This window comes from Methylophilus sp. DMC14, assembly GCF_056314085.1.
This window is the reverse complement of record NZ_JBQUZA010000003.1, coordinates 259,670-279,536: the sequence shown is the minus strand read 5'-3', so window position 1 is coordinate 279,536 and position 19,867 is coordinate 259,670. Positions and strand designations below refer to the sequence as shown.

The window sequence follows — 19,867 nt, the reverse complement described above, 5'->3', positions numbered from 1 at the left end:
ACAATCATTGCACCAATGCTTTTAAACTCGACCCTCTATCGCAACCCCTCAATCGTACAGGTGCGCCATGCAACATCATGAAAAACATTTTTTACAGCGCAGTGGCTGGTTGCGTGCAGCCGTATTAGGCGCCAATGATGGCATTATCTCTACCGCCAGTTTGCTGATGGGCGTGGCAGCGGCAGGGACTGCGCAACAGGCATTAATGATGACGGGCATCGCCGGGCTGGTCGCGGGGGCGCTATCCATGGCTGCCGGCGAATATGTCTCGGTGAGCTCGCAAACCGATATTGAACAGGCCGACCTGGCGCGTGAGGCGCAAGAGCTCACACAAAACCCTGAAAGCGAGTTGCGCGAACTCACTGGCATTTATATCCAGCGCGGTTTGTCGCCTGCGCTGGCAAAACAGGTCGCGCAGGAACTGTCACAACATAATTCTTTAGAGGCACATGCGCGTGACGAATTAGGCTTGCATGACATCAACCAAGCTAAACCACTGCAAGCCGCATTTGCCTCGGCATTAGCCTTTTCTAGCGGCGCGCTATTGCCATTGCTGACCACGCTACTCGCCCCGCATGCACAAGTGCAGTCGTGGCTGATGTTCAGCACCTTGCCATTTTTGGCCTTGCTAGGCATGGTGGCAGCACGTACTGGCGGTGCCAGTGTCAGCAAAAGCGTCATCCGCGTGGTGATCTGGGGCGCGCTGGCCATGGTCGCCACGGCGCTGATTGGCCACTGGTTTGGTGTTCAAGCCCCGGTTTAAGCAAGCTTAATGTGGCGCAGCGTGAAAAGCCACTTTGGTCAACCCATCCCAATTGCCATCCGGCGCCGGGGTATAGCGTTTAATTGATCCTCGATAGGCGGCAAACTGACCTTCATACCAGAGTGGAATCACGGGCAACTGCTGGTGGACACGTTGCGTGACGGCAGCCCAGTCTTCTTTCTCCAGCAAGGCATCCAGTTGGGCATCCTGATACCGCCCTCGGTTAAAACCTGTGGGCGGGATACTCTTGGAGCCAAAGACTTTGCCGTAGATTTCCGGGGTTTTAATGCCCACCCAGGTTAAGCCGTAAAGTTGAAAATTGCCTTTTTGCACATCGGCAAAAAAAGTGCCCCAATCCAGGCTCTTGATTTGCAAGTCTATGCCTGCGGCTTGCATCTGTGCCTGCAAAATCGTCGCCAGCCGCACCCGTTGCGGGTCTGTGCTGGTTTTATAGATCAGCGTCAATGGCAGCTTGACCCCGGCAGCTGCTAATAACTCCCTGGCGCGAGCAGGATCGTAATGATATGGCTGCAATTGCGCATTGCCCGCATAATGCTCGGGCGGCAGGATGGCACTGGCTTGCCGACTTTGACTGACCATGACTTTATCGATGATGGCCTGAGGATCAATCGCATACGCAATCGCTTGCCGCACGCGCGCATCCTTTAAAAAATCTGCCTGGGCATTAATGCCCAGATAAGAATAATTGGCGCCCACCCCGGTATTCACCGTGATATTCGCCTGTGTTTGCAGATACTTGACCAGCTCAGGCGGTAAATCGCCCTGAATCAAATCGGCCTCACCACGCTTGAGCTTGAGCACGCGCACATTCGGGTCTTTGACTTCTTCAAAGCGCACCTTGAGTCCATCTCCCAATCGCTCCAGCACCAGCGCAGATGACCAGCCATCGAACTTGAACGGCCCACTGCCCACTGGCGCATGGCTAAAGTCATGCGCAGCCGCAATTAATCGTGCGGGGAGGATGCCGACAATCATACGCGCCGCAAAATGGGGATCGGCATGCGCCAACGTAAAGTCTATGGTCTTTGCATCCGGGGTGCTAATGTGACGAATATGCCTGAATTCGGCAGTATGGGGCGAGTCTTTGAGTGTGAGCAGGCTATCGTACGTCGCCTTCACATCGTTAGCAGTCAAGGGCTGGCCATCATGAAATACTGGGGCCCGCAACAATTGAAAACGGTAATGCAGGGCATCCAGTTGCTGCCACGAAGCCAATCCGGCGACCTCGTGTGAAGCGGCATCAAACTCGACCAGACGCTGATAAACCAGGCGATTGACCCGCTCTGAAGCCGCATCGGTGGCATAGCGCGGATCCAGATTGAGTGGCGCCTGCGCCACTGCAAACACCAGTGTATTCGGTGCATTGGAGGAATGACAGCTGGCCACCCCTCCCCCTAAACAGATCAACGCCAAAAGGTGCGCCAGCTTGAGCCAGCGCAGAGGAACAGCTAGCACATCAATCCTTCTCAAACACAGCAATCGATTCAACGTGCGCCGTATGCGGAAACATATTCATCACCCCGGCCGCCTCTAAGCGGTAACCCTTGACCTGAGTCAGAATGGCAGCATCGCGTGCCAGCGTGGAAGGGTTACAAGAGACATAAACAATGCGCGAGGGCGCGTGACTGTCATTCGGATCTTCAGCCTCGGGCAATGCCTTGATCAGTTCAATCGCACCATCACGCGGGGGATCAATCAGCCATTTGTCAAACGCGCCCAAGGCCAATAATAACTCAGGCGTCATATCAAACAGATCAGACTCGGCAAACTCGACATTGGTCACGCCATTGAGGCCTGCGTTTTCAATCGCCCGCTTCACCAGCGCCTGCGCACCTTCCACCCCATATACCGTGGCGCCACTACGCGCAATCGGCAAGGTAAAATTACCGAGCCCACAGAAAAAATCGGCGATACGCTCACCCGCCTGCGGCTGCAACAACTGCATGGCACGACGGATCATGACACGGTTGATGGCAGGGTTGACCTGCGTAAACTCCGTCGGATTAAAGGGATACTCCAAACCAAACTCAGGCAGGCTGTAGTGCAATTTATCGCCATGATCAAACAAAGGCTTGACCGTGTCGGGACCTTTGGTTTGCGTCCACATTTGCACACCATGCGCCTCTTCAAAGGTTTTCAATAAGGCCACATCGTCCTCGGTCAGCGCTTCCAGAATGCGTAGCACCAGTACCGTAGCATCTTCACCTACCGCCAGTTCAATCTGTGGCAGCGACTGTTTAACTGAGAGCTGTCCAATCAACGCTTTCAACGGCAAGATCAAATCCGACACCGGTTGGGTCAGGACTTCACAGCTGTCCATAAAAGTGACATAGCTGCTGCCCTTTTCGTTAAAGCCCACCAGCACCCCACCCTTTTTCTCGACATAGCGCACGCGTAAACGGGCTTTGTGCCGGTAGTGCCAAGGCGTGCCCTGAATAGGCGGTAAAATCTTGGCTGGTTTGACGCGGCCAATATGCCACAAATCATTTTCCAGCATGCGTTGCTTGGCTGCGACCTGTGCCGAAAACTCCAGATGTTGCATGGCACAGCCACCGCAAATGCCAAAATAAGCACAGCCTGGGGTTACGCGCTGACTCGAAGCTTTCAGCACCTCAGTCGCGATCGCCAGCTCATAAGTCGATTTGACATGGTGCGAAACAAACAGGACTTCTTCAAATGGCAGGGCCCCTTCGATAAAAATCACCTTACCATCGACATGGGCAACGCCCCGTCCTTCCTGGTCGAGTGATTCAATGCTGGCATGGCGCGGGGTTTGCGCTGCCTTGGCAGCGGGGGATAAATTGGATGATCGTTGACGGCTATTTCTCATAACCTGTTATTTTACCTGATTTGGGCATACAATCGTTTCAAGGTCTAATCAAAATGAGGAGGTCACCATGTTAAAAAAATATTGCCTTTCACTCGCCATCTGCCTCTCGCTATTGGCGGCTGGGGTGTGCCATGCCGATGACATTTCCATCCAGCAGGATGTGCATGGGGTTCAATACGTCACTGGCGGCATAGGCTCAGAAGAAGTGGAGGCCATGGAAGCCTTTAAAAAACAATTCAATTTGTATTTCCTGTTTTCCGAGGGCAAGGCGGGTCGCGTCATTGATGATATCCAGCTGGCAATTCTGGACAGTAAAAATCAGGAAGTATTTGCGCTAGACCATGCCGCACCGAGACTGTTACTCAACTTGCCGAGTGGCAAATACCAGGCGGTTGCCAGTTATCTGGGTAGCGAGCAGCGCTACCGTTTTGTGCACGACGCAAAAAAATCTAAACGCATCATTCTTAATTGGAAAAACAAGATTGATGAGGATACTGTCGAACCGGTGACTGACGATCAAAGCGCTGAGGAACCCGCACCGACAGCGACGCCTTAAACAGTGGAATCCATTGCGCCCCAGGCTGCCATAAACTGCTGCCAGTGTTCGCCAGGATAGGCTGCCAGCGTATCCCGCACCAGCTGGATTTCTGACTGGTAACCGGCCTCATTCAAATGCCCACGCATTTTTAAAAAGCGCAGGTACACCAAATGCGTATTGGCAACATCCGTTTCGCAATAATCGCGGATCGCCTTGACTTCACCGTTAAGATAGGCCTGCCAGACCTTGCTGCCATCCATGCCAAGCTTGCCTGGAAAACCACACAGCTGGGCCATGTCATCCAGTGGGGCATTGGCACGTCCGCTATACATGGCCAGTACATCCATTAAATCCAGATGGCGCATGTGATAACGGCTGATGTAGTTATTCCATTTAAAATCCTTGTCGTCTTCGCCCAGATCCCAATAGCGTGGCGCAGCAATCCCATGCACCATGGCGCGGTAATGCAGCACCGGCAAATCAAAACCACTCCCATTCCAGCTCACCAGGTTAGGGGTATATTTTTCAATCCCGTCAAAAAAGCGCTGGATAATTTCTGCTTCACTGGCTTGCTCATCGCCCAGCGTCCAGACGCGAAATTGGTTCCCTTCACGTAAGGCGCAAGAAATCGCACACACGCGCTGCAAATGATGCGGCAGAAACTCCGTGCCATTTTGCTGGCGCCGCTGATGAAAAGCGATATTCGCGACCTCGTCGTCACTCAAACTGGCTGGCAGATCATGTAACTGGCGGATCCCGGCAACATCGGGAATCGTTTCAATATCAAACACCAAACTAAGCATCGGATTTCCTGTTAAAGAGTCGCTTTTAAAATAGCACAGCGCCAGTGCTGACAGCAATCTATGCAGTCAGCTTGTAGAAAAAAGACTGCGTTTGTATCAAAAGATACAATCAGTGCACTTTTGTATCAATTGATACATTTAAATGTATGATTTATAAAGGTTTTTTATGTTTTTTTAGTCTATCAAAACAAGAGGTGCCGTATTACTCTGTATCCGTTCAGTCAACAAGAGCATTGCCAGGGAGCAATGCTTGAGCCCTGAACCTTTAAAAACTTACGGAGTACTCATCATGGCATCTATCAGTTCAATCGGCAGTAACAATTACATTCAATCGCTTTCGCAAGTGGGGCAGCGCAATGGCATGCAACCGCCGCCTCCGCCCCCAGATGGCGACAAACAAGGCAAGGATGGCGGCGGATTTTTGGGGGCGATAGACGCAGCGCTGAAAAGTGCCGGCATTTCAGGCGGTCTGGAATCTCTCTTCGGCAGTCAGGGGACTAACAGTGCAAGTAGCAGCACAGAGAGCACAGATACAAGTAGCACAACAAGCACGAGTACAGATGCCAGTGATGCATTAAGCAGTTTTTTACAAAACCTGATGGGCGCCCTGCAATCACAGGGGACGGCTGGCACCAATACAGAAAATACGAGTGACAGTACAGACAAGACGAGTGTTGATGCCACCACAACAGCAGGCGTACACCGTCATTTCGGCGGCCATGGCAAACAAGATATGGAAGCAAAACTACAAAGCTTGATTAGCGCTTTAAATACAAGTAGTGATTCCAGCAACACAACGGCCAGTAACACGACCACCAATGAATCAACAAACCAGAACAGTGCGCTGGAGAGCAGTTTTCAGTCATTGGTTAGCGCACTCGGTGGCAGTAGCAGCAATGCCAGCTTGAGTGGCTTTTTGCAGGCCTTATCCTCCAACATGCAAAATCGTGGTCCAGCAGGGAACGTCGTCAGCACTGAGGCTTAGAGATAACAGCATCTGGCCCCAGATCCACCGCAACTACCACTGTCAGCGACTCTGTAATGGTGGTAGTTGTCGCTTGATTCCGATAATTTGGAATCAGGCTTGCTCCCTGATTAAAGCGCGGTCAGGCAAATTCCAGTTGCATAATATCTGTCTCAGAATCTTCCTCCAGCCATTCCGCAGGCGCTTTATGCAATCGGATAGGCGTTTGCATTTCTTCACCGTCAAACGTCAGAATCGCGTAACTGACTTCCTGGGGCGCGGCCATCGGCGTGAATTTACCAAAGCCAAAATGCGCATTGCGCATGACTTGCCATGCACCAGAGGGTTCAGTGTATTCAGGCTTGGAAAAGTAATGTGCAATTTGCTTGTCGGTGGCGGCCTTGAGCGCGCAGTCTTGCTCACGCGACAGCACCGACCAGCGATAATCCAGTCCATCCGCAATCGGTTGCAGCTGCATCAAATACCAGTGCACGTTTTCGCGCGCCAATTGGATCAATGATCGCACCCGACCGGTGTGATGATTCAGAATGTAGTAAATCCCCAGGTCTTGCTGATGAATGCTTTCACCCAGACGGGGTAGAACGAAAAGATTAGTTGGCACAACAAACTCCTTTCATTGGGACTCGCACTTTGATTGTATGCAATGAACATGCCTGAAACTGAAATCAATGACTTTTACCTGTTTGTTCTCAATCTAAATGAGAGAAGCAACCGGCCGGAATTGTGCAATGCGGCACACTTTGGGGTCGCTATTAGCAGTGGTGATTTTCTTTAAGCAATTGATTTGATTGATGACATACCTACTGTTTACCGAGAGGCAAGCCAAAAATAAGCATCGTGGTCATTTTGAGCAGGCCTGTGCAGCCACAGCACCACTGTGACCATCTATGGCAGTAGATAAGTTGCCTTTTTAGTCATTTAGCGCGGTTTTATGCACCATCCTGACACTTTATCTCTCTTTGGTCTTAGATGACCGATTTGTGACAACCCCCACTTAAAAACATAGTCACACCAAAAGTTACGTAATTTAACCTTTTCTGCTAAAGTAACAAAAAAACAAACCATTCCTCAATCAGACCGTAAAGGCACTTCTATGAAACTATTGCGTACAACTTCTCTTTTGGGATTATTGCTGATGTCATCCGCCAGCGCTGTGAGTGCCGCTGAGCCAGAAAGCCAGCATGGCTTGCAACAAACACCGTTTTATTTTGGTTTGGATGTCGCTTACCTTCGGCAAAAAAATCAAACACGTGACTTCAAGGAGGCGTGGTTTGATGAGTTTGGTACAACCCCCTCGGTAAAACAGGATAGAAATGCAGGCGCAGGACGGATATTTGCGGGCTACAGCGTCAATGAAAATCTTTCCCTGGAACTTGCGTACTTCAAGACCACTAAAGAAAAAATCGACGCCTCTGATAACAACATCTCAGCGAGCATCAAATATGATGTTAAAGGCGTTGAGTTATCAGGCTTATTCAGCCCTAGCCAATTCCCCAATTTTTTTGTTAAAGCGGGTGCCATTTACTCAGAGTTAGATGCACGTATTAGCGCATCGGCGGGTAACAATGTAGGAAGTAGCTCAGTAAACGATAAAGGCTGGGGCTATGTCGCCGGCTTTGGCTACAAGTATCCGATCAATCAAGTGGTCGATATTAAAGCGACCTATGCCTACTATGGCAGAGTGGCTGGCGACAGTGACTCACACCTGAACCTGTTGTCTCTGGGCTTCCAATATCACTTTTAAGCTTCTGCTGGCAGGCGGCTAACATCGTCTGCGTAAAACAATCAAGCCGAAATGGAGCTTTCCATTTCGGCTTTTGCATGTTCAGCCCACTTATTTCTTAAGCCACTGTCCATCCTTCTGCACAAACCAGCCCGCTTGCGCTTTATCCATCCAGCGTTGGGCAAAGGTGCGCTGAATCTCGCCTGTCCACTCTGGATGCCCATTGGCGGCAGCAATGCCCTGGTAGAGCTGGGTGCGATCGTTGTTCTCCTGATTGACCAAGCTGGTGACCATGTTACGTTGTGATAATGGCACTCCGCTGGCCTCTTTGATGGCAATATAGCCATCCGCGGTAAAGCCGATTGCGCCTGACTGGTAGTAAGGCAGTAATTGCGGATGGCGCGCTTGCATGCTGGCTTTAACTGCGGCCAGTGCAGGCGTGTTGATATCCAAATCTGCTGCCGCCAATGCGGCAGGCGGTGCGGCAACCAGCAAGATGACAGTTAGCATAGCGATTGCAGACTGACGATAGCGGCACAACAGGTTAGACAGTGCATGGATCATGGTTTGATCTCCTCAACTGAGGGTGACACAGGGTCTTGAGTCGTCGCCGGCGGGGTCGGTGCGGTCGAGCTGGCTGGCAGTTGCCAGACCTCATCAATCACCTTGTCAGCCGCTTTTTCAGCGGCAGCGGCGGGAAAGTAAATATTAATGGTGACACATGCACTGAGCAGCATGGCCAGGCTGAGTATCAAACGCTTGAAGACGACGCTGTGCCTTTGAACCGTGTGTTGTTGTTGCCTACTCATCACGCGAATTCCTTTCTTTAAAACTATCGCCATTGAGTGCGCTTATTTGACGATCATTTTGCTATTGCTATCAGTGATCCGCCGCATGCGGGCCAGCATATCTTTCCAGCTGACATATTCGGTATAGCCATTCACGTTGACTGAGGGAACCCCCTCACCTTTGACGATGACGAATCCGCCCGGAATCTGCTCAACGCCGCCCATTTTACAAACATCCCCACGCAGCTCGCAGCTTAAGCCCATTTTTTCATAGCCAAACTGTTTGAAAAAACGCAAAAACGTCCGTTGCAGGGCCGCCGCCGTGCCCTCACCACCCAATGCAGTGATGTTTTCAACCGCGCGTTGAGACACTTTTTTCTCAAAAGGGCCATCCGCAGTCTGTATCACAGCATTCATAGAGACAGGCTTCCAGTTTTGTAAGCGCAAATGCTGGACATCACCTTCCAGTTTGCCGGTAATCGAACCAAAATTAAACGTCTGCGTGATCTCACCCATATCAATCTCTCGCATGCGCAGATTGGCATGCAGCTTGGGGACAGGCCCCAGCGGATCATCGACTTCCAGATCAGAGAGCGCGACTTGCCCTTTAAACAAGCTCAGCTGCATCTCCCCATCCATGCGCAAGGCATGGTTGGCATAAGTCACGAGTGGAATCTGGCCTTTGATCTCACCACGCATGACAGGCCAGCCGAGCGCCTGGCTAAAGGTGCGCATGCTGATAGGCTGCATGTCCATCTTCAGGTGCCAGACCATGCTCTGATGTATCCAGGCGGCAGACACGTCTTCAAAGATCAAGGCGCCATCCAGCACAGGCAAGCTCAAAGTTGGACTGGTAATCGAAAACCGATTCACGTTTGCCTGCCATTGCGTTTTTCCGAGCGGAATCTTAAGCACATGGCCAGAGGCATAGCCCATGCTGATCTGCTGCGGCTGATCGTAATCCCAGGGAATATGCGCATTCAGATGGGCAAAGCCAAACTTGCCACGTTGATCTTCAACCGTGGCATCCGCAACATCCAGCTGAAACCTCACCGGCTGCAGGCCTTTGGCCTCAAAAGACCAGTCGGCTTTGCCATTCACCTTGAGCTGTCCGAACACGGAATCAGACAGCAAAGGCTGGATAAACGACTGGTAAAGGCCGTTAAAATCGACGTCTTTGGCATCCAGCTTTAAAAACTCAAATCGCTGGCTATCCAGATTAAACCGGCTCTGACTGTGTAAAGTGCCTACGCCTTGCAATGACAAGGTTGCTGCTTCAATCTCCAGGATGGGCGATGCATACAGGCCACGGATTTCAAAGCGTTTGTTGCCCTCGGCAAAATAAAATGGTTGCCAGAACAACTCGCCTTGTTGCCATTCAAATACGCCTTGCCAGCGCCAGCCATTCGCCACCTCATGCGCAGCAATATGCATCACCCCGGTCAGTCTCTCCGCCGCATGCAAGCCTGCGGCATCACTGAATTTGGCGTCTTTCACCGCCAGTTGCAGCTCAAGCCCTCTGCTGGACTTGGTGTTCGATGCAGTGTGCCAGGTCGGCATCACCGTCAGATTAAACGGGATATGTGAACGGACATCATGATACAAGCCATCATTACACTGCCAAGTCTCCTGACTGGCTTGTGTCGGCAACTGGCAATACACGTGGAATTTGCCCCAGACCTCATCTTGCATCGCTTTGACTTCAGCATCAACCGTCACCACTGGTTGCCGAGTTTGCGGACGGTAATCCAGATAGATGCGCGGTCGGCGTACCTGGTAATCAGGCATTTTTAACTGCTCAGAGGTAATCAGCAGGCTGGGGCGCGTACTGATCTCCAGTGTCATATCCGGGTGATCAATGCTGGCATTGCCCAACTGCAAGCGCTCGGCATGAATTTGTACATGCTGTTTGCGCTGCAAGTTGACCACCGCATGCGGGTGGTCGAGTTGAAAGAAATCGCCTTGGATGCTCTCGGCACTGAGGCTAAGCTCGGTCATGGCCCAAAGCGGCATAGACCAACAGCACAGCAGCAGTGCCCACAGGCGCATCAATCGGGAAACACACCTGTAGACAAGTAGCGGTCGCCACGATCGCACACAATGGTGACAATCACCGCATTGTTCACTTCTTTGGAGAGTTGCATTGCCGTATACAAGGCACCGCCGCTGGAAATCCCGGCAAAAACGCCTTCTTTGGTTGCCAGTTTGCGCGTGGTCTCTTCCGCATGCTTCTGGCTCACATACCGCAACCCGTCTATGCGTTTGGGGTCATAAATTTTAGGCAGATAGGCTTCTGGCCATTTGCGGATCCCCGGGATTTGCGCCCCCTCCTCCGGCTGCACGCCGATGATCTGAATGGCAGAATTTTGCTCCTTGAGAAAGCGCGAAGTGCCCATAATCGTGCCAGTGGTGCCCATGCTGGATACAAAGTGTGTCACCGCTCCGGCGGTATCACGCCAGATTTCCGGCCCGGTCCCTTCATAATGCGCTTGCGGATTATCCAGATTGCCAAACTGATCCAGCACAATGCCCTCGCCCTCTGCTTGCAACTTCAGTGCCACATCGCGTGCCAACTCCATACTGCCGTCTTTGGGTGTCAAGATCAGTTCAGCGCCATATGCCTTCATGCTTTGACGGCGTTCGACGGACTGGTTTTCCGGCATCACCAACACCATTTTGTAACCGCGCATGGCCGCCACCATGGCCAGTGCAATGCCGGTATTGCCACTGGTCGCTTCAATCAGCGTATCGCCTGGCTTGATTTGCCCGCGTTGCTCTGCCCGCACAATCATGCTGTAGGCAGGCCGGTCTTTAACTGACCCGGCCGGATTATTGCCTTCCAGCTTGAGCAAGATCGTATTGCTCGGATTCGGGTTCATACGCTGCAAAGCCACCAGCGGAGTGTTTCCAACAAAATTGTCCAGGGTCAGGTAAGGTTTCATAGGGACCGATAATCTGTTTTCGGGGTTGAAGTAGGACCACTCCGAAACATAAAGATTTGTGAATGCGCGCGTACGATGACACGCAACAGCTTAATATATGTAAAATTCAGCGCTAGTGTACAGCTACCGACAAAGTCTCAATTTTACATAATCTGATCGCATCACAAAAACAAATCTTATTTAGGATACCGGATGTTGAAGAAGTGGTTTAGCCAAGCGCTTGTCATGATGTTGCATCCCATCAAGCTTTTTCCAGAGTCTGGCGATGCGGACAACATGCGTTACAAGGTGGTTTTCCTGAACAACGTGTTCACCTTCTTTGGCATCGTGTCTTTTAGCATGGGCATCATCCGCTGGCGTGTGCATCCGTTCATCGGCATCGTGGATATTGTGTTTGGTCTGCTTGCGTTTGCCTTGCTATGGGCCTTGCGCCGCAACAAACAGCGCGTCGAGCTGATCTCCAGCATTGCCCTCTGGTTATGCTTGCTCCAGTTTTTGACGGTCTATTTTCTGGCGACGGGCAACAGTACCCGGAGTGGATTACTCCTCCTTATTCTTGCTGCAGCGTTTTACCTCAAAGGCAGGCAGATGGGCTACCAGATGCTGGCGATTTTACTGTTGCTGGTGGTGGGCAATCACTTAACGCATCTCTTCCCCTCAGAATATGGTCATCTGGATATTCTGAGCTTGTGCCTCTACCTGCTTGGACAGTTTTTCATCATCCGCAACTATGAATGCCTGCGTGAAAGCCAGACCAATCATTTAAAAGCCCTGAATACTGATCTCGAAGCACTGGTCAAACAGCGGACCGAACAACTGGCTGCGGCCAATACCGCCCTGCAAGTTGAAAAAGAAAACTTAAAAACGCTATCCAGCACCGACTTTTTAACTGGTTTGAGCAATCGTCAGCACTTTGAAACAGTGTTTGCTGAGCATACCCACATGGTCGGCAGGAAAATCTCTGATGCGCTGATTCTGATAGACATAGACCGTTTTAAATCCATCAATGACACGCACGGCCATGTCATCGGTGACCAGGTCATTAAAACCGTCGCCGAATGCATCAAGAAAAATACGCGCCTGTCTGACATTGCCGTGCGCTGGGGAGGCGATGAAATGATGATTTATGCGCCCCGCATCACCCTTGCTCAGGCGGCAAAGCTGGCCGAAAAAATCCGGCAGCAGGTGCATGCCAGATCTTTACCCGACATTGGCCAGATCAGCATCAGTTGCGGCGTGGCAATGTTGCGGATGGGGGACAGCTTGACACAATTGCTGCATCGAGCAGACCAGGCACTGTATGAGGCCAAGCAGGCCGGACGCAATCAGGTCGCTATCTCCGCCGCAGAATAATCATTACAATGGCGGCCACTTGCCGCTGCTTTCTATCTATGACCATTGATTTTATGCTATTTAAAAACGCACTTCCCGCCTGTCTGACGCTGTTTACAAGCTGCCTGTTTACCAGCCCACCACTGCATGCCGAACAATGGCATACGGTGCAAGGACGGGAAAAGTTTCTGACGGTGTCGGTTGATTTAGACTCCATGCAAGTCGGCCAGCACGAAGACATTATCCTTTTCAAGCTGCGTACAGACGATCATGACGATACGATTGCGACCAAATTGGTACAAGCCTCCTGCAGCGAGTTTTCGATGGAAGTTGAACGCGAAGTGGTATTTCACAAGTCCGAGCTTGCCTCAGAGACGCTGGACTGGAAAAACGATCAGACGCTCAAGCAAAGGCCAGATTATGCCTCTGCCAGACTGTCGTTCTGGGGGGTGACGCAAGCCTACGGCCAGGCCATTTCGCTGGCATGCCGCATGACGGGCAATCGCGCACCGGAACGCCTGCAAAGCATGCAGCAAGACCAGTGCAGCGTCTCTAACCCGCTGTATAAAGTCGCCTGTGCCAGCCATCCCAATTGGCGGGCCAATTACAAATTGTATCTATCCCGCTCGCACGACGTCATCCATAACTGTGGCATTTCTGACGAACGCATGACCAAGCAAGCAGCCTGGTTGTTAAAAAGCGTGATGCGCTGTCAGGATGAACGCTGTGGCAACGAAATTCTGGAATACTGGATTAACCAGCGTGGCCGCGATATTGCCAGTGTGATCCATATGCAAAAGACCTCGGGCAAGCCCTGGACCATCCCCAGCGAACCCGTTCCCTTGTGCCAATCGCTGAATCAGGCTGATCAGGCAATCGCCAGCCTGCAAACCGAAGAGGTGTATGCCAAAGCCAAATATCTGGGTTGCCTCAAGCGCGAGACTGCCAAGCTTAAGGCCGCCAGCGTGCCGGCAGAGAGCATCTCGCAACAAGCCGAGCAGTCATGCGAAGCGCATTTTAAAGCCTGGCATGACGCGATTGAAAAACAAGCGGCCATGCTGGATGAAAGCACACCCGAAGTTGAGATCGAGACTTTTGCTATCCAGCGCGACGGCTACGAAATAACCAGCCAGCATACACCGCAAACAGAATAAAACTGATCAGACCCAATTGGGGCAAGGTTAACCCCAGAAACGTCCAGTCTATGGCGGCACAATCGCCCGTACCACGAAATACCAGGGTAAGTGCTTTTTTCAGCGGGAAGTTTTCAAACATGTAATCAAAGCCGACACCACAATCGGCAAAGATTTCTTCTTTGTGTGCCTGTAGCCACCAGTGGCGTATCGCCACCCCCGCGCCGCCAAGCGCCGTCAACACCTCAATCAGGGCCAATCCGGCATGTAGCCAAGATCTGGGTGAGGCAAAGGCGTGCAGCAAAAACAACAAGCCCAGACTCATGAAAATGATGCGTTGCGAGATACACAAGGGGCAGGGTTCAAGCTGATTTTGTACTTGAATATACAAAGCGAGTGCCACAATGCCAAATCCGGCAAAAAATCCCAATACATAGCCGCCACGCCCTTTAAACCATGCTGCCATTGCCCGCTCCTACCCGATGATCAAATGCAAATTGTAATGGATAACGCAGCTAAGAGGCAGTCTGGGTGTGGGTGGTTCCCGGTTTTTTAAGTTGGCCGGGATCTCCCGGTCAAACAGCACAAACAGTCAGCAGAAAGATTCAGGAGTTGGCCGCCGGGCTCTGCCCGTCACGCATGGCCGCAGTTTGCCTGATTTCGTGATGTTTTTTCTTGTAGTAACGCGCCACGCGCTTCACATAGTCGCGTGTCTCCGGGTAAGGCGGGATGCCCTGATGCCTGGACACCGCATGTTCCCCGGCATTGTAAGCCGCTACGACGCGCTCGACATCGCCATCAAAGTAATTGATCAACCAGCGCAGGTAGGACAAGCCCCCTTTAATATTTTGCTCGGGATCATAAGCATCCTTCACGTGAAACCTGGCTTGCGTCTCGGGTAGCAATTGCATCAGGCCCTGGGCCTTTTTGCGTGAAGTTGCTTTGGGATTAAAGCCGGACTCCACCGCAATCACAGCCATCGCCAAATCAATATCTACTCCATAAGCAGGCGCATGTTTTTTGACCAGCGTGTAAATGGGGCCGCGTTTACGGAACAGCACCTCAGCCGCTGACTGACCCTGGTTTTGCATGCAGGCGGGCAGCTTGGCCACAGAGGCATCACCAGCGCCCTGATCCAACCAGATCCGGGCATCGCGATGGCCTTGAATCGCCGCCAGGCTGAAAAAACGCGCGGCAATATCATGATTGACCTCCACGCCTTTGCCCATGCTGTAAAACCAGCCCATGGCAAATTGCGCATCAGGATCACGGGTTTCTGCGGCAAGCGCACAATAATGGGCGTGCGCCTCTGCGTAACTGCTGATCCCTAGCGCATTTTTTGTGCCCGTTGCCAAACTCACCTGTAATTTAATGAATTGCTTGTAGGCGTCATTCTGCATCACCGCCTGCTCACGCTTGTAGCTGGCCACGACAGGACTCGTGGTCTCGACCGCGGCGACTTCCGTCGCGGGCGGCGATTTGTCAGACGTTTCATCCGCCTGCGCCAGCGCAATCAGTCCCAAGCCATGCACAGCACTTGTGTACAGACAACACATAAAAAATGATCGCGCAAAAAATAAATATTTTTTCATTCGCATACAATCCTGAGGGAAATAACCTTGCTTCAAGGTCAGGCAGTCATCAACTATTCCCGTGCTGCTCATATCAAGACGCCGCTTTTACCCAAAAGTGCCCCTCTATCTTGAATCAGTGTTGAGCATCCCTTCACAGAGCGCCTCTGCTCAGACGCCGGCCATTCGATGAAAGACATAGCCAAATCCAGCGGGGCTGAGGGATAATGTGCAGCTATGGCTAGCTTGTTATCGACATCATTCAAACAAATCTTGAGTGTCAGCGACCTCACCCGACTCACAAAAGAGTTGCTGGAAACCAGTTTTCCCCTCTTTTGGATCTCGGGCGAGCTCTCAAACTTCACCCGTGCCGCCAGTGGCCACTGGTATTTTTCGCTCAAGGATGAACGTGCACAAATCCGTTGTGTGATGTTTAAAGGGCGCAATAGCGTATTAGGCATGGTGCCGCGCGAAGGGGACCTGATTGAGGCGCGTGCCACGATCACGTTGTATGAAGCCAGAGGCGATGTGCAACTGACAGTGGAATTTATCCAGCCCGCTGGCCTGGGCAAATTGTATGAAGCTTATGAACAACTCAAGCAACGCTTACAAAACGAAGGGCTGTTTGCTGCCGAGCGTAAACAAGCCATTCCAGCCAATCCGCAACGCATAGGCGTGGTGACCTCAGCGGATGCCGCCGCCTTACGCGATGTGTTAACCGCCATCCGCCGCCGTGCGCCGGCCATGTCTGTCATCATCTACCCGACGCCGGTGCAAGGCAAAGGCGCTGCCGAACTGATTGCGCAAGCCATTCATCTGGCTGATCAGCGGCAAGAGGTGGATACGCTGCTGATTTGCCGCGGTGGTGGCAGCATAGAAGACTTATGGTCATTTAATGAAGAGGTGGTTGCACGCGCAATCGCCGCTTGTCGCCTGCCGACCATTAGCGGGGTGGGCCATGAAACAGATTTCACCATTGCCGATTTTGTCGCTGACTTGCGCGCGGCCACACCGACAGCGGCAGCCGAACTGGCCTGCCCGGATCAGGCGCAACTTCGCGATCAACTCAGGCAATTACAATCAAGGCTGGGCCGGGCCATGCAATCTTGCTTGCGCCAGCAAAGCCAGACCCTGGACTATTTGTCCAGACGCCTGATCTCCCCCACCCAGCATCTGCAACAACAGCGCCGCGGTCTGCAGCAATGGCAACACAGACTGCAACTGGCCATGCAGCAAGGGTTACAAACGCAACAACGCAAACTGCAATACCTGTCCGCCAGCCTGCAACAACTCAACCCGCATCAGGTGTTGGCCAGGGGCTATGCCATTGTGCAAAAAGCCGATGGCCGCGCAGTGACCACTGCCAGTGAACTGAGTCTGCAGACGCCCTTGAAACTGACCTTGCATCAAGGTCAGGCAGAGGTAGTGGTGACGCAAATCAGCCCCGACTAAGCGCTCCACTTTTCGTGTAATCGTCCACATGCATTTAGGTCTTCAAGATAATTTGCGTCAAAATCTTTGGTGAAGCTCTAAAATTACCCGATAATAATCGTTTGTCTTTAGCTGTTCACACAATGGACCATACAAAAAATCAGCAAACGGCGCTCCATACCATGGCTCTCGCCGCGCTAGGTGTCGTTTTCGGTGACATTGGCACCAGCCCGCTTTACACCATGAAAGAAGTCTTTGCAGTCGGGCACCACCCGCTGTTACTGACACAAGCCAATGTCTACGGCATCTTGTCGCTGATCACCTGGGCGCTATTGCTGATTGTGTCGTTCAAATATGTGGCCTTTATCATGCGGGCAGATAACCGTGGCGAAGGCGGCATCATGGCGATGCTATCTTTGGCCAGCCGTTATGCGGGCGGCGAACCCGACCAGCGCAAACGCATCATGCTGCTAGGTATTATCGGGGCCTGCATGTTTTATGCTGACGGCATGATCACCCCCGCCATTTCCGTGCTCTCAGCGGTTGAGGGCCTAGAGGTGGCAGCACCGCAACTGGATAGCTGGATCGTCCCCATTACTTTGTGCGTCCTGTTTGTACTGTTCTGGGCACAAAGCAAAGGCACCGCTGTCGTCGGTGCTTTTTTTGGTCCTATCATGCTGACCTGGTTCTCGGTATTAGGCATTTTGGGCATACTCAACATCAGTCATCACCCCGAAATTCTTAAGGCTTTAAGCCCCTTCTACGCTTATCAGTTTTTTGCCACCCAGCCCAAAATTGCGTTTATTGCGCTCGGTGCGGTGGTCCTGGCCGTGACCGGTGCCGAAGCCTTGTATGCCGACATGGGTCACTTTGGCCGTAAACCGATTCGCTTGGCCTGGTTTTTGTTCGTGTTGCCTGCACTGATTTGCAACTACTTTGGGCAAGGCGCACTTATCCTAGCCGAGCCAGAGTCCATTCAAAACCCGTTTTACCACCTGGCCCCAGACTGGGCCTTGTTCCCGCTGATTATCCTGGCAACCCTGGCGACCGTGATTGCCTCCCAGGCCGTGATTACCGGCGCGTTCTCTGTTTCGCGCCAGGCGTTGCAACTTGGCTTTATTCCGCGCATGCATGTTTCGCACACCTCAGAGCAAACAGAGGGCCAGGTCTACATGCCGCGCGTCAACTGGGGCCTGATGGTCGCAGTCATGGGCCTGGTGCTGATTTTTGGCAGCTCTGGTGACCTGGCGGCAGCCTACGGTATTGCCGTCACCGGCGATATGGTCATCACAACCTTGCTGGCGGCCGTGGTGTTCCACCACCTGTGGGGCTGGAGCAAACTCAAAACGGCCTGCCTGATTTCTCTATTTCTTGTCATTGACCTCTCGTTTTTTGCGGCCAACATTCTCAAAATCCCGGATGGTGGCTGGGTGCCTTTATTGATCGGCATCATCATCTTCACGCTGATGCGTACCTGGAAAACCGGGCGCAGACTGCTTTACCAAATTCTCAAGTCCGAATCCATGGAGCTGATCCCGTTTGTGCAAGCGATTGGGGCGCACCCGCCCGCCCGCGTCAATGGTGCAGGCGTGTTTATGACGCCCAACCCGGATGGTGTGCCGCATGCGCTACTGCATAATCTCAAACACAACAAGGTACTGCATGACAAAGTGGTGATCCTGACGGTGCGTTTTGTTGATTACCCCTACACCACGCTGGAAGAGCGCGCCTCGATGGAGGTGCTGCCTTACGGTTTTTACCGCGTGACCTTGCGTTACGGTTATATGGACGAACCAGACTTGCCACGTGACCTGCCATTGACCGAGCCCTTTGGCCTCACGCTGGACACCATGGATACCTCGTTCTTTATCGGCAAGGAAATCCTGCTGGCCTCGGATAAACCTGGCATGGCGTTCTGGCGTAAAAAAATCTTTATTGGCTTGTTTAGAACGGCAGAGTCGATTACCAACCAGTTCAAATTACCACCTAACCGGGTGGTAGAGCTAGGCTCGCAAGTCAAAATTTGACCGGAATGACTGATACTTAAGAACCAGGATTCAGCGATCAGCAACGACATGCATTCCGCACTGAATGGGTAGACTGATCGCAGCACCTGAATGGAATGATCATAAAAATGAATGGTCACTGCCAATAAGTGACCTAGATACAAGAGGAGAAACACATGCCGACCATCAAAACCCTGGGGATTGCCTGCCTGTGCGCCTTGTTGTCTGCCTGCGCCAGCACCACCAACAATAGTGTCTCGGGTGTACAGCGTAGCCAGCTCTTGCTGTTACCCTCAGCGACCGTGGATAAAATGTCTGCGCAATCGTATACGCAAACCCTGCAAGATGCGCAAAAGAACCATACCCTTAACGCGGATAAGGCCTTGCTGAATCGCGTGACTACCATTTCTCACCGCCTGATCGCCCAGGTCGGCGTGTTCCGGCCAGATGCCACCAAATGGAAATGGGAAATCAATGTTGAAAAAAATGACCAACTCAACGCCTATTGCATGCCTGGCGGCAAGATCATGGTGTTTTCCGGTCTAGCCGAAAAACTGAATGCCACCGATGATGAGTTAGCCGCGGTGATTGGTCACGAAATCTCGCATGCCTTGCGTGAGCATGGCCGTGAGCGTATGTCACAAGCCTATGTACAGCAGTTCGGTTTACAGGCACTCGCGGCCTACATAGGCGGCACCGCTGGCAATATGGCGGCACAAGGCGCCAGCATGGGCAGCCAGCTGTTCTTCTCCTTGCCCAATGGCCGTGAACAGGAGCGTGAAGCGGATCGCATAGGGCTGGAGCTGGCGGCGCGCGCCGGGTACAACCCGGAAGCCGCAGTCAGCTTATGGAAGAAAATGATGGCGGCCAACAAGGAAGCGCCCCCCGAATTCTTAAGTACGCACCCTTCCAGTGAAAACCGTATTAAAGACCTGCAGGCACTGGTGCCCAAGGTCATGCCGCTCTACTTAGCTGCCAAAGGCAAGTAAGTGCTGGCGTAA

General features: G+C 52.2%; 19 protein-coding genes. 9 read left to right on the top strand and 10 right to left on the bottom strand.

The window, feature by feature from the left end:
* Window positions 1-67 precede the first annotated feature (67 nt).
* The gene (locus ACT53C_RS08295) at window positions 68-763 is read left to right on the top strand and encodes a VIT1/CCC1 transporter family protein (protein WP_476145528.1); all 696 of its coding nucleotides are present in this window, start codon (window positions 68-70) and stop codon (window positions 761-763) included.
* Between the two features lie 6 nt (window positions 764-769).
* Here the strand turns inward: ACT53C_RS08295 and ACT53C_RS08290 are convergent, their stop codons facing one another.
* Complete coding sequence (locus ACT53C_RS08290) at window positions 770-2,170, bottom strand: ABC transporter substrate-binding protein (protein ID WP_476145626.1); 1,401 nt, start codon at window positions 2,168-2,170, stop codon at window positions 770-772.
* 70 nt (window positions 2,171-2,240) lie between these two features.
* On the bottom strand, window positions 2,241-3,614 hold the full coding sequence (gene rlmD / locus ACT53C_RS08285; RefSeq protein WP_476145527.1) for a 23S rRNA (uracil(1939)-C(5))-methyltransferase RlmD: 1,374 nt from the start codon (window positions 3,612-3,614) through the stop codon (window positions 2,241-2,243).
* 67 nt (window positions 3,615-3,681) lie between these two features.
* Here rlmD and ACT53C_RS08280 point away from each other — a divergent pair, with 67 nt between their 5' ends.
* Entirely contained in the window at window positions 3,682-4,170 is a 489-nt protein-coding gene (locus ACT53C_RS08280; protein WP_476145526.1) for a hypothetical protein, read from the top strand.
* Here ACT53C_RS08280 and ACT53C_RS08275 read toward each other — a convergent pair.
* Window positions 4,167-4,955: a 3'-5' exonuclease gene (locus ACT53C_RS08275; RefSeq protein ID WP_476145525.1), complete on the bottom strand. Its 789-nt coding sequence runs from the start codon at window positions 4,953-4,955 to the stop codon at window positions 4,167-4,169. The two genes, ACT53C_RS08280 and ACT53C_RS08275, sit on opposite strands and share 4 nt — an antisense overlap.
* 289 nt (window positions 4,956-5,244) lie before the next feature.
* Between ACT53C_RS08275 and ACT53C_RS08270 the strand changes: the two genes are divergently transcribed.
* Complete coding sequence (locus tag ACT53C_RS08270) at window positions 5,245-5,940, top strand: hypothetical protein (protein ID WP_476145524.1); 696 nt, start codon at window positions 5,245-5,247, stop codon at window positions 5,938-5,940.
* Window positions 5,941-6,061: 121 nt separating this feature from the next.
* Here the strand turns inward: ACT53C_RS08270 and ACT53C_RS08265 are convergent, their stop codons facing one another.
* Entirely contained in the window at window positions 6,062-6,541 is a 480-nt protein-coding gene (locus ACT53C_RS08265) for a hypothetical protein (protein ID WP_379075501.1), read from the bottom strand.
* A gap of 492 nt (window positions 6,542-7,033) precedes the next feature.
* On the opposite strand from ACT53C_RS08265, the gene ACT53C_RS08260 reads away from it, so the two are divergent.
* Window positions 7,034-7,684: an outer membrane beta-barrel protein gene (locus tag ACT53C_RS08260; RefSeq protein ID WP_476145523.1), complete on the top strand. Its 651-nt coding sequence runs from the start codon at window positions 7,034-7,036 to the stop codon at window positions 7,682-7,684.
* Window positions 7,685-7,774: 90 nt separating this feature from the next.
* Here the strand turns inward: ACT53C_RS08260 and ACT53C_RS08255 are convergent, their stop codons facing one another.
* The 4 genes from ACT53C_RS08255 to cysM are packed head-to-tail and all read right to left on the bottom strand — an operon-like array spanning window position 7,775 to window position 11,393.
* A complete protein-coding gene (locus ACT53C_RS08255) occupies window positions 7,775-8,173 on the bottom strand; it encodes a YdbL family probable chaperone protein (protein WP_476145625.1) in 399 nt (132 codons plus the stop codon).
* Between the two features lie 50 nt (window positions 8,174-8,223).
* The gene (locus ACT53C_RS08250; RefSeq protein ID WP_476145630.1) at window positions 8,224-8,472 is read right to left on the bottom strand and encodes a hypothetical protein; all 249 of its coding nucleotides are present in this window, start codon (window positions 8,470-8,472) and stop codon (window positions 8,224-8,226) included.
* A gap of 42 nt (window positions 8,473-8,514) precedes the next feature.
* Window positions 8,515-10,449: a hypothetical protein gene (locus ACT53C_RS08245; protein ID WP_476145522.1), complete on the bottom strand. Its 1,935-nt coding sequence runs from the start codon at window positions 10,447-10,449 to the stop codon at window positions 8,515-8,517.
* 50 nt (window positions 10,450-10,499) lie between these two features.
* Window positions 10,500-11,393 (bottom strand): cysteine synthase CysM, encoded by an 894-nt coding sequence (cysM, locus tag ACT53C_RS08240; RefSeq protein WP_476145521.1) that lies wholly within the window; start codon window positions 11,391-11,393, stop codon window positions 10,500-10,502.
* 225 nt (window positions 11,394-11,618) lie between these two features.
* Here cysM and ACT53C_RS08235 point away from each other — a divergent pair, with 225 nt between their 5' ends.
* Entirely contained in the window at window positions 11,619-12,746 is a 1,128-nt protein-coding gene (locus ACT53C_RS08235; protein WP_476145520.1) for a GGDEF domain-containing protein, read from the top strand.
* Window positions 12,747-12,784: 38 nt separating this feature from the next.
* Entirely contained in the window at window positions 12,785-13,879 is a 1,095-nt protein-coding gene (locus ACT53C_RS08230; RefSeq protein WP_476145519.1) for a hypothetical protein, read from the top strand.
* Here the strand turns inward: ACT53C_RS08230 and ACT53C_RS08225 are convergent.
* Window positions 13,824-14,324 (bottom strand): disulfide bond formation protein B, encoded by a 501-nt coding sequence (locus tag ACT53C_RS08225; protein WP_476145518.1) that lies wholly within the window; start codon window positions 14,322-14,324, stop codon window positions 13,824-13,826. The two genes, ACT53C_RS08230 and ACT53C_RS08225, sit on opposite strands and share 56 nt — an antisense overlap.
* A gap of 139 nt (window positions 14,325-14,463) precedes the next feature.
* Window positions 14,464-15,450, bottom strand: a complete 987-nt coding sequence (locus tag ACT53C_RS08220) for a lytic transglycosylase domain-containing protein (protein ID WP_476145517.1) — start codon at window positions 15,448-15,450, stop codon at window positions 14,464-14,466.
* Between the two features lie 216 nt (window positions 15,451-15,666).
* On the opposite strand from ACT53C_RS08220, the gene xseA reads away from it, so the two are divergent.
* From xseA to ACT53C_RS08205, 3 genes are all read left to right on the top strand, one after another.
* The gene (xseA, locus tag ACT53C_RS08215) at window positions 15,667-16,881 is read left to right on the top strand and encodes an exodeoxyribonuclease VII large subunit (protein WP_476145516.1); all 1,215 of its coding nucleotides are present in this window, start codon (window positions 15,667-15,669) and stop codon (window positions 16,879-16,881) included.
* 122 nt (window positions 16,882-17,003) lie between these two features.
* Window positions 17,004-18,887, top strand: coding sequence for a potassium transporter Kup (locus ACT53C_RS08210; RefSeq protein ID WP_194748211.1), 1,884 nt, complete (start codon window positions 17,004-17,006; stop codon window positions 18,885-18,887).
* 155 nt (window positions 18,888-19,042) lie between these two features.
* Window positions 19,043-19,855: a M48 family metallopeptidase gene (locus tag ACT53C_RS08205; RefSeq protein ID WP_313988443.1), complete on the top strand. Its 813-nt coding sequence runs from the start codon at window positions 19,043-19,045 to the stop codon at window positions 19,853-19,855.
* Window positions 19,856-19,867 lie beyond the last annotated feature (12 nt).

Excerpts from the sequence above, each read along its gene's own strand:
- ACT53C_RS08295 (WP_476145528.1), top strand. The coding sequence starts at position 68 with ATGCAACATCATGAAAAACATTTTTTACAGCGCAGTGGCTGGTTGCGT.
- rlmD (WP_476145527.1), bottom strand. The coding sequence starts at position 3,614 with ATGAGAAATAGCCGTCAACGATCATCCAATTTATCCCCCGCTGCCAAG.
- ACT53C_RS08280 (WP_476145526.1), top strand. The coding sequence starts at position 3,682 with ATGTTAAAAAAATATTGCCTTTCACTCGCCATCTGCCTCTCGCTATTG.
- ACT53C_RS08275 (WP_476145525.1), bottom strand. The coding sequence starts at position 4,955 with ATGCTTAGTTTGGTGTTTGATATTGAAACGATTCCCGATGTTGCCGGG.
- ACT53C_RS08270 (WP_476145524.1), top strand. The coding sequence starts at position 5,245 with ATGGCATCTATCAGTTCAATCGGCAGTAACAATTACATTCAATCGCTT.
- ACT53C_RS08260 (WP_476145523.1), top strand. The coding sequence starts at position 7,034 with ATGAAACTATTGCGTACAACTTCTCTTTTGGGATTATTGCTGATGTCA.
- ACT53C_RS08255 (WP_476145625.1), bottom strand. The coding sequence starts at position 8,173 with ATGCTAACTGTCATCTTGCTGGTTGCCGCACCGCCTGCCGCATTGGCG.
- ACT53C_RS08250 (WP_476145630.1), bottom strand. The coding sequence starts at position 8,472 with ATGAGTAGGCAACAACAACACACGGTTCAAAGGCACAGCGTCGTCTTC.
- ACT53C_RS08245 (WP_476145522.1), bottom strand. The coding sequence starts at position 10,449 with ATGACCGAGCTTAGCCTCAGTGCCGAGAGCATCCAAGGCGATTTCTTT.
- cysM (WP_476145521.1), bottom strand. The coding sequence starts at position 11,393 with ATGAAACCTTACCTGACCCTGGACAATTTTGTTGGAAACACTCCGCTG.
- ACT53C_RS08235 (WP_476145520.1), top strand. The coding sequence starts at position 11,619 with ATGATGTTGCATCCCATCAAGCTTTTTCCAGAGTCTGGCGATGCGGAC.
- ACT53C_RS08230 (WP_476145519.1), top strand. The coding sequence starts at position 12,785 with ATGACCATTGATTTTATGCTATTTAAAAACGCACTTCCCGCCTGTCTG.
- ACT53C_RS08225 (WP_476145518.1), bottom strand. The coding sequence starts at position 14,324 with ATGGCAGCATGGTTTAAAGGGCGTGGCGGCTATGTATTGGGATTTTTT.
- ACT53C_RS08220 (WP_476145517.1), bottom strand. The coding sequence starts at position 15,450 with ATGAAAAAATATTTATTTTTTGCGCGATCATTTTTTATGTGTTGTCTG.
- xseA (WP_476145516.1), top strand. The coding sequence starts at position 15,667 with ATGGCTAGCTTGTTATCGACATCATTCAAACAAATCTTGAGTGTCAGC.
- ACT53C_RS08210 (WP_194748211.1), top strand. The coding sequence starts at position 17,004 with ATGGACCATACAAAAAATCAGCAAACGGCGCTCCATACCATGGCTCTC.
- ACT53C_RS08205 (WP_313988443.1), top strand. The coding sequence starts at position 19,043 with ATGCCGACCATCAAAACCCTGGGGATTGCCTGCCTGTGCGCCTTGTTG.